The organism is Streptomyces sp. NPDC029138, assembly GCF_055564375.1.
This window is the reverse complement of the sequence record NZ_JBVHWM010000131.1, coordinates 1-8,441: the sequence shown is the minus strand read 5'-3', so window position 1 is coordinate 8,441 and position 8,441 is coordinate 1. Positions and strand designations below refer to the sequence as shown.

Annotated in this window: 9 protein-coding genes; 3 read left to right on the top strand and 6 right to left on the bottom strand. The window is 73.0% G+C overall.

Going from position 1 to position 8,441, the window contains the following annotated elements; genetic code table 11:
• Positions 1-569 (bottom strand): TetR/AcrR family transcriptional regulator (locus ACZ4WH_RS43690; protein WP_468191842.1); only part of this gene is annotated, 569 nt, incomplete at its 3' end.
• Between the two features lie 202 nt (positions 570-771).
• Between ACZ4WH_RS43690 and ACZ4WH_RS43685 the strand changes: the two genes are divergently transcribed.
• From ACZ4WH_RS43685 to ACZ4WH_RS43675, 3 genes are all read left to right on the top strand, one after another.
• Positions 772-1,080 (top strand): hypothetical protein, encoded by a 309-nt coding sequence (locus tag ACZ4WH_RS43685; protein WP_468191840.1) that lies wholly within the window; start codon positions 772-774, stop codon positions 1,078-1,080.
• 14 nt (positions 1,081-1,094) lie between these two features.
• A complete protein-coding gene (locus ACZ4WH_RS43680; protein WP_468191836.1) occupies positions 1,095-1,826 on the top strand; it encodes a nitroreductase in 732 nt (243 codons plus the stop codon).
• A gap of 291 nt (positions 1,827-2,117) precedes the next feature.
• Positions 2,118-3,533: an MFS transporter gene (locus ACZ4WH_RS43675; protein WP_468191833.1), complete on the top strand. Its 1,416-nt coding sequence runs from the start codon at positions 2,118-2,120 to the stop codon at positions 3,531-3,533.
• Positions 3,534-3,645: 112 nt separating this feature from the next.
• Here ACZ4WH_RS43675 and ACZ4WH_RS43670 read toward each other — a convergent pair whose 3' ends face one another.
• The 5 genes from ACZ4WH_RS43670 to ACZ4WH_RS43650 form a co-directional block, all read right to left on the bottom strand.
• Positions 3,646-4,428, bottom strand: coding sequence for an alpha/beta hydrolase family protein (locus ACZ4WH_RS43670; protein ID WP_468191830.1), 783 nt, complete (start codon positions 4,426-4,428; stop codon positions 3,646-3,648).
• A 422-nt stretch (positions 4,429-4,850) separates the two neighbouring features.
• Positions 4,851-5,786 carry an SAM-dependent methyltransferase gene (locus ACZ4WH_RS43665; protein ID WP_468191827.1) on the bottom strand — a complete coding sequence of 312 codons (936 nt, stop codon included), beginning with the start codon at positions 5,784-5,786 and terminating at the stop codon, positions 4,851-4,853.
• Positions 5,787-6,276: 490 nt separating this feature from the next.
• On the bottom strand, positions 6,277-6,399 hold the full coding sequence (locus tag ACZ4WH_RS43660; protein ID WP_468191824.1) for a hypothetical protein: 123 nt from the start codon (positions 6,397-6,399) through the stop codon (positions 6,277-6,279).
• 137 nt (positions 6,400-6,536) lie between these two features.
• Positions 6,537-7,775 carry an MFS transporter gene (locus ACZ4WH_RS43655; protein WP_468191821.1) on the bottom strand — a complete coding sequence of 413 codons (1,239 nt, stop codon included), beginning with the start codon at positions 7,773-7,775 and terminating at the stop codon, positions 6,537-6,539.
• 35 nt (positions 7,776-7,810) lie between these two features.
• The gene (locus tag ACZ4WH_RS43650) at positions 7,811-8,299 is read right to left on the bottom strand and encodes a DoxX family protein (protein WP_468191819.1); all 489 of its coding nucleotides are present in this window, start codon (positions 8,297-8,299) and stop codon (positions 7,811-7,813) included.
• Positions 8,300-8,441 lie beyond the last annotated feature (142 nt).

The window sequence follows — 8,441 nt, the reverse complement described above, 5'->3', positions numbered from 1 at the left end:
CCGAAACACAGGGTGACGATCATGTCCAGGTCGACGTCCTCCCGCACGGCGCCGCGGCGCTGTAGCGAGACGAGCGTCATCAGCAGTTCCTCGCAGCGAGGCCGTACGCCGTGTTCCCGGAGCTGCTCCAGCAGACCCGGCACCCGCTCCACCTCGGCCATGAAGTTGCCGTGCAGGGCCATGGCCCGTTCGTTGTGATAGCGGGGGTCGAGACGGCGCACCGCCTCGACGAGCGCCTCGCGCGGGGCCAACTGGTCCATGTCCAGCGGAGGGTAGGCCTCGCGCTGCTTGCGCAGCCCGTATTCCAGGGCGTCGATGACCAGGTCGTACTTGTTGGCCCAACGCCGGTACAGGGTCGGCCGGGTGACGCCGGCGTCCGCGACGATGTCCCCGATCGTCATGGACGCGTAGCCATCGGTGGCCAGCCGCTTGCGCGTGGCCTGGATGATCGCCTCCTCGATCGCCGGATCCCGGGGCCGGCCGCTGGCAGGCGCCACCTGCTCCGCGCCCGAGCGCCCCTCGCGCCCGCCGGCCCGCTCATCGGAACGCGTCGCTTTCACCTTCGCCATCTCAGCCCTTCCGACACACAAGCCGGCCGGTGCCGGGTTGCCCATCCACTCCCCCTCCGCACCGGCACATTACGCGAACCCCGGCGCACCGCTCCCAGCACGACCACGGGGCGGGTACCTGAGGAGGGATTCACTTTCTTTACAGCTCTTGACCGTAATGGAAGCCCCCCTTAGCGTGACGCGAACCACGGACCGTGGTGACGTGACCGACAGCGAGGAGTACGCGATGGTGACTGCTCTGGAGCCGACCGACCACATCGTTCCGGTCCCCGGCACCGCCGGGGACCGGAACGCCCGGACCCGGACGGGGCACCGACCCCGGCGACGGACGGCCCCTTCGGCCGGGGCCCACCTCGCGGCCGCCAGGGGCGGAACGACGGGCCACCGGGCCATGACGAGCGGCGCGACCGGCACGGGCCGCGCGACCGTCACAGGCCGCCCTGCCGTCCGGGGCGCGACGAGCGCGCCCTCCCCCGCACCGGCCGGTCACCTCACCCCGTCCACGGCCTGACCATGGAAACGACCATGAACCACACCCCGGCCACGGCGCCGGTCCCGGCACCGCCCCGGGTCACGGTGGAGGACGCCCTCCACAGCCGACGCAGCGTGCGCGCGTTCCTGCCGACGCCCGTCCCCCGGTCCACAGTCGAGCGGCTCCTGGCCCTGGCCGCCCGGTCCGCCAGCAACTCCAACTGCCAGCCCTGGCGGGTCCACGTCGTCACCGGGGCGGCGAAACGTTCCCTCACCGCGGACCTCCTACGGGCCCATGCCGACGGCGACGGGCGGGGACGGGACTACGACTACCAGCCCGAACAGGACGCATGGCGCGAGCCGTTCCGTTCCCGCCGCCGCCGGTTCGGTGAATGCCTGTACCGCGACACGCTCGGGATCGACGCGGACGACATCGGCGCCCGGCTGGCGCATCACCGGCGCAACTACGACTTCTTCGGTGCACCCGTCGGCATCATCCTCACGACCAGCCGTCATCCGCTGCAAAGCGCCCTCGTGGACGCGGGCCTCTTCCTCCAGGCCCTCATGCTCGCCTCTCGCGCCGACGGCCTGGACACCTGCCCCCAGGCATCGCTCATCGACTTCTCCCCCGTGCTGCGCCGGCACCTGCCGATCCCCGACGACCAGTTGATCGTCTGCGGACTCGCCCTCGGGTACGCCGACCCCGCGCACCGCCTGAACCGGCTGCGCACCCCGCGCGAACCCGTCGGTTCCTTCGCGACCTTCCACGGCGACGAAGCCGAGTAGAGGCTCTCGAGCCCGTCGTACGTCTTCCGCTCCGTCCCCGTTCCCCCGTGGACGGCACACACCGGCCTGCCCGCAGGCCGGCCGCAGGCCACGTGTCCCCTTGTTCCGCGGCACGCTCCGCGCGTCGCCGTGCTCCGCGCAGGCGCCGCGGGCCCCCGCCGTGCCCGTCCCCGGGCCCTCGTGCGCCTCCGGCCCTCTTCCGCCTCCGCTCCTCCTTCCCCTCCCCTCTTCGCGCAGTCCCCGCGTGAAGGGCCGATCCGGCCCTCGCCACACCCGAAAGGTGGGATCTCCGTGTCCTCACAGGTTCCACGCGACGCCTCGGTGCGTCTCGACGATCTGATCGACCAGCGGCCCGTCGGCAGGTTCCACTACCTGCTCCTGGCCATGACCGGCTCGGTGATGTTCCTCGACGGTCTGGACACCCAGGCGATGAGCTACGCCGCCCCGGTCGTCGCCCAGGACTGGCATCTGACCTCCTCCGCCCTCGGCCCGATCTTCTCGGCCTCGATCGCCGGACTCATGGCCGGCTATCTCCTCCTCGCACCGCTGGCCGGCAGGACGGGCCACCGCAGGCTGATCATCTGGTCCGTCGCGTGGTTCGGGGTCCTGACGCTGCTGTGCGCCGTGGCGGAAAGTGCCCCGCAGCTGCTCGTCCTGCGCTTCCTGACCGGTACGGGCCTCGGTGCCGCGATCCCGAGCGCGGTGGCCCTGGCCAGTGAGTACGCGCCGGCGCGGAGGCGTTCGACCTTCGTCATGCACATCTACTGCTGGCTGGCCTCCGGGTTCGTCGCGGCCGGCCTCATCTCCCGGGTGGTGATCCCCGCCTGGGGATGGCGGTCCGTGTTCGTCGTCGGCGGTGTCCTGCCACTGCTGCTGCTCCTGCCGCTGCTGCGGGCCCTGCCCGACTCCCCGACCCACCTGCTCCTGCGCTCGGCGGACGGCTCCCGGCTGCACGCCACGCTCCGCCGTCTCGCACCGGACCTCGGCCCGGACACGCGGGTCCTCGCGCCCGAGCCCCAGCAAGCCGACGCGGTCGCCACCGAGCGCGCGCCGCTGCTGGAACTGTTCCGGCGGCACAGGCTGCTCGGCACCGCCCTGTTGTGGCTGGCGTTCATGCTGAACCTCGCGGTGTTCTACGCAATGCAGAGCTGGCTTCCCACCGTCCTCGCCCACCTGGGCCACTCCCAGTCGACCGCTGTCGCCGCGACCGCGCTGACCACGGTCGGCGGGATCGTCGCGGCCACGTTCATCGGGCCGTCGATGGACAAGCACGGCCCCTTCGGGACGCTGGGCGTCGTCTACCTGCTCGGGGCGGTGTTCGTCGCGCTGCTCGGCGCCGCCGTCGACGGTGGGGCGGGCGGTCTGCTCGTCGCCGCGTTCCTCGCCGGAACCTGTGTCACGGGTGGCCAGATGAGCGTCATCGCGCTGGCGACGGTGCTGTATCCGCCGAGAATCCGCACCACCGGCATCGGCTGGGCCCTCGGCATGGGGCGCATCGGTGGGATCGCCGGCCCCCTGCTCGTCGGCGTCGCGTTGGACTCGGGAGTCGCCGTGCGCGTGGTCCTCCTGGTGATGGCCGGTGCCTTCCTGGTGGCCAGCCTGGTCGTCGTCGCCCTGAGCAAGGTCTCCCACGCCGTCCGGACCACCGACGCCGCCCGGCCGGACAGCCTCGGTGACGAGCTGCCCCACAGCCGCGCGGCGGCCTAGGGGCCGGTTCGGCCGCGGTCGTTCACCCCTGCCGTCGCGGGTGAACGGCCGCGGCGTCCGCGCCGTGTCCGGCACGAGCCGGCGCGATGTCCGGCGGGGAAGGCGCGCGGGGTCACAACGGTTGCTCGGGTCCGGCGAGGTAGCGCGTGGCCCAGGCCGCCAGCACGGCGGACACGTAGGCGGCGTCGGACCGGTCGGTGAGCAGATGGTCCGCGCCCGGGATCGCGACGAAGGACTTGGGATGGCGGGCGGCGTCGAAGATCTGCCGCGCGTTGTCCACCTCCACCGTCTCGTCGGTCGGGGAGTGCATGACCAGCAACGCGGTGTTCAGTCGGCGGATGCGTTCCCGCTGCGGCTGGGCGGCGAGATCCTCGAGGAAGCACCGGCGGATGCGGAAGGTCCTGCCCCCCAGGTCGACCTCCGCCTCGCCGCGCCGCTCGATCGTCGACCGGGCGTCCTCGAACCTGTGCACCACGTGCTGGGGCGACACCGGACTGCCGATGGTCGCCACCGCTCTGGTCTCGGGGATTCGGTGCGTCGCGGCGAGCACCGCCGCGCCGCCGAGCGAATGTCCGACCAACAGGGAGGGCGCCGCGTAGTGGTCACGCAGGTGGTCCGCCGCGTGCACCAGGTCGTCCACGTCGGAGCTGAACGTGCTGTCGGCGAAATCGCCGCCGGACTCGCCGAGTCCGGTGAAGTCGAAGCGCAGTGTCGCGATTCCGTACTCCGCCAGGGCCCGTGAGATCCTCGCTGCGGCGAACGTGTCCTTGCCGCAGGTGAAGCAGTGCGCGAACACGGCGTACGCCCGGGGCCTCGCCTCGGGCAGCTCCAGTCGCGCCTCGAGCGGCGCGCCCTGGGATCCCGTGAACTGTATTCGCCTGCTGGTTGTGGGCATTGCGGTATTCCCTCCCCGTTCACTGCATGTCAACGACAACGGTGTTCCGCGGCCACCGCGCTGGTGCCGTGGGACACCCGCGGAGCGACGCCACGGCGGCGCCGGTCACCGGGCGTGATCCTTCTTTCCGATCCTGGGCCGGGCCGGCGGCCGTGACCGGTTCGCGGCGCGCCGACGTGGTCCGCCGGGGCGAGCTGGGCAGGGGCGGTGCCGCACCGGGACGGGGACGCGCCCGTGGCCCGAACGCGCCAGCCGGCTCCGGCCGAGGGGGCTCCCGGGACCGCCGGGCCATCGGGCGACCACCCGAGGCACAGCGCGCCGGTGTCGCCACGGGCGACGCCTGACCGGGCAGGTGCCGCCCGCGCGCACGAACGTCCGGTGCGCCCGCCGCGCTGCTCCCGCGAGGCGCGGCGGGCGCGTGTTCACCCCAGCGTTCCGTGTGCCAGCCAGAGGTTGACCTCGTGCGGGCGTCCCTTGCGGAACATCTCCGGGACCGCCCGGCCCCGCGCGGTGATCTCGGCGGCCAGCGTGGTCACCTCCGAGCGCCAGCCGTGGGACGGCAGCCAACGGTCGGGCGGAGTGGGCGGGCCGTCCTGGAAGAAGCTCAGGATCCGGGCGATGACCGCCTCCTCCGCCGCGTCGACCGTCGACACGTCCTCCGGGCGCGGAATGGACTCGTAGTACTCCAGCGCGAGGCGGCTGCCCGGGGCGCTGAGCCGGGTCAGACCACGGAGCAGCCGCTCGGACTCCGGGCCGCTCAGGTACATGAACAACCCCTCCACCAGCCACATGGTGGGAAGCGCGGGGTCGAACCCAGCGTGGGTGAGCGCCGCCTCCCAGGTGCCGCGCAGGTCGGCGACGACCGTGCGGCGGCGCGCGGTGGGCTCCAGCCGTGCGCGCGTCAGTACGCTCTCCTTGAACCGCAGCACCGGTTCGGTGTCGACCTCGTAGACCGTGGTGTCCGCGGGCAGCTCCAGGCGGTAGGCCCGTGCGTCCAGTCCCGCCGCCAGGACGACGAGTTGGCGGATGCCGGCGGCGCAGGCCGCCGTGACCCGGCTGTCGTAGTACCGGGTGCGCACACCGAGGAACGTCGACAGCATGTACCAGGTCTCGGTCAACTCACCCCGGTCGTCCTTGGGTCCCGTCGGCAGGGCACCGTCCGGGTCTGTGCGGATGGCATGGCGGACCAGGTCCACCACCGCCGTCGCGAGCGGGTCGTCGAACAGTCGGTCCTGCCGCGCCGACTCGATCGCCCGCATGTGGGCCGTCATCAGCCCGGTCCAGCCGACGTCCCCCGGCAGAGTCACCCGCTCCTCGTCCGCCCGCCCTTGTGGCTGATGCCGCGTCTCACGCTGCACGTGTACCTCTCCGTTCCGTTGACGGCCGGCCGAGACCGGCCCGGTGTGTCCTTCGTTCTCCTCGACGGCCACAGGGTTCACAGCCGTCAGCCACGCGCCGAGGGGGCGGGGGCGTTGCAGGGCCGGGGCCCGGCGCCTCGGATGCCGGGCGTCGGCGCCCGGGGTGTGCGGAACGTTCGCCCGCCGGCCCGCGTCCGGTTCTGCCAGGCGATGTCCGTACCGGTGCGCCGGGAGCCCGTGACAGTCGGCGCGTAGCGGCGGCGTCGGCCACGTCCTGCTCGGGCCTGTGCGGCAGTCACCAGTCGTCGGTGAGCGGGGTGCACAGGTGGAGCAGCTCGGCGGTCCCGACTCGGCGACGGTGTCGCCGAACTCCTCCGGCGCGGGCTCCGCGTCGGGCTTCTCGGCGATGCCGCGCGGGAGGTCGACCGTGCCGTCGTCCGGCCGTCCGTTCCGCGAACTGCCGTGGTGCTGCTCGTGGTACCACGGCTGCTCAGGTCGCAACGGCCTTGCCGTCCTCGGCGAGCTGCTTGCCGGTCCGTGCCCGTGCCGCGAACATCGAGGCCCGCAGGAACGCCTGCGCCGCGAGCGCTCCCGGCGGCCCTGGTGCGCCCATGGGAGTCCGGGATGGTGCGCGTGAAGTCCGGCGTCGGAACGCGGGCACGCGGAGTTCCAGCACATCGTCCGGCACCCGCCCCGCCCCGTGCGGGGAGAGCCACGTCCGTCGTCACAGCGTGCCGCCCCTCGGGTGCGTCATCCACTGTTCGTGCCAAGGGGGCCCGGGGAAGCCGCGGTGAAGGTGCGCAGCGTCACCGTCAAAGCGGTGAGACCCACCAGGGCGACCGCTCCCGCGACGAGGGCGCTCGCGGTGAGCGGACTCGTCGTCCGGGAGAGGAGTCCGATGACGACCGAGGGCACGGCCATGCCCACATAGGCGGCGACGAAGTAGGTGGAGGTCACCGCGGCGCGGCGGCCCGGGTCGGCGAGGCGGTTGAGCTCGGCGAGGCCGCCGCGGAAGACCAGCCCGACCGCGGCGCCGGCGACCAGGGTGCTCAGGAGGAACAGCCACAGTGCCCTGACATAGAGGGCGCCCTCCAGGCCGGCGAGACCGCACAGGAGAAGCGCCAGCCCCGCGCCGACCGAGCGGCGGGCGGGCAGCCGCGCGAAGACGGCCTGGCTGATCGCCCCGGTGACGAAGATGAGGAACGACACGGCGCCGATCACCGCGAGGTTGTGCAGACCGAGGGTTCCCCGCAGGAAGCCGGGGACCAGACTGCTGAACAGCCCCAGGACGCTGAAGGCGGCGAACACCGCCAGGGCCGCACCGGCCACGACGACCCGCATGGGGGCCGGGACGCCGATGTCCGGCCGGAACGTGATCGGGCCGTGGCGCCGTGACACCGTCTCCGGGACGGCCGAGAGGGCGAGGGCGGCGACAGCGATGAGCCCCAGGTAGACCCAGAAGACCGTGTCCAGCGGCGCCGGGGCGTACTCGGCGAGGACACCGGCGAGCAGGGGGCCCAGGCCGAGACCGGCCATGTTGACCCCGGAGGCGACGACGGCGGCGGCACGATGGTCACCGCGGGGGTGCAGTTCGGCGATGGCCGCGGTGGCGGTGCCGCTGGCGAGGCCGACCGCCAGGCCGCTCAGCACCCGGGCCACGACGAGCGTCGCCACCTGGGTCGCGACGAGGAAGACGCCGGTGCCGGCGGCGGCCAGCAGCAGGGCGGCCGCGAGCACCCGTCTGCGTCCGATGTGATCGCTCAGGCCGCCGAAGAACAGCAGGGTGATCAGCGTGCCCACCACGTACACGGCGAAAACGACGGTGACGGTCAGGGGACCGAAACCGATCCGGGACGCCCACAGGACGTAGAGAGGGATGGGAAGGGTGCCGCCGAGCATCATCGCGGCCAGCAGACCGGCCATGAGGGTGTATCCGGTGCGGGCGCCGCTCGCCGGCGGGGCGGTGTCGGTGGTGTGCGGGGCATGCACGCGCGTCATCATGCGTCTCGTTTCCGGGGGTCGTGTCATGTCTGTCGCCGGTCCCTGAGGACCGTCCTGGCCAGCAGTCCGCTGCCGGCGCCCGCCACGACCGCGGCGGGCGCCACCCACCAGGGCCATACGATGGACAGTGCGGCGTCGAGCGACCACGCGCCCGGGCCGGTCGCGGCCAGGACGGCGGCGGTGGCCACGAGCACGAACGGGAACTCGTAACCGTCGTGCTGGACCCAGAAGCCGTTGCGCCACTTGACCGTGACCGCGACCGTCATGACGCCCATGGCGGCCATGGCGGCCAGCGGGGTGAGGGCTCCGAGCGCCAGCAGCAGTCCGGAACCGATCTGGGAACCGCCTGCCGCGAGCGCGGTCAGGACGCCCCCGCGGAAACCGTCCCGGCGGAACTCCTCGACGCCGCCCGCCAGTCCGGTGCCGCCGAGCCGGTGCGTCACCTTCTGCACGCCGTGCCCGGCGACGAGGAGGCCGACGGTGAGCCGCAGGATCAGCAGCCCTGTGTTCATGTGTCACCTGGTTTCCGGCCCGGGGGGGGGGGGGGGGGCGCCCGCCCCCGGCCACAGGATCCGGAACCGGTCCACCGGCGGAGGCGGGGCCGCAGAAACACCGCGCATCGACCACCCCCCTTCCCCCGGCGCCGGCGTGCTC

Bases quoted from the DNA above. Each gene is read 5' to 3' on its own strand.
- ACZ4WH_RS43680 (WP_468191836.1), top strand. From the start codon at position 1,095: ATGAACCACACCCCGGCCACGGCGCCGGTCCCGGCACCGCCCCGGGTC.
- ACZ4WH_RS43670 (WP_468191830.1), bottom strand. From the start codon at position 4,428: ATGCCCACAACCAGCAGGCGAATACAGTTCACGGGATCCCAGGGCGCG.
- ACZ4WH_RS43660 (WP_468191824.1), bottom strand. From the start codon at position 6,399: ATGGGCGCACCAGGGCCGCCGGGAGCGCTCGCGGCGCAGGCGTTCCTG.
- ACZ4WH_RS43650 (WP_468191819.1), bottom strand. From the start codon at position 8,299: ATGAACACAGGGCTGCTGATCCTGCGGCTCACCGTCGGCCTCCTCGTC.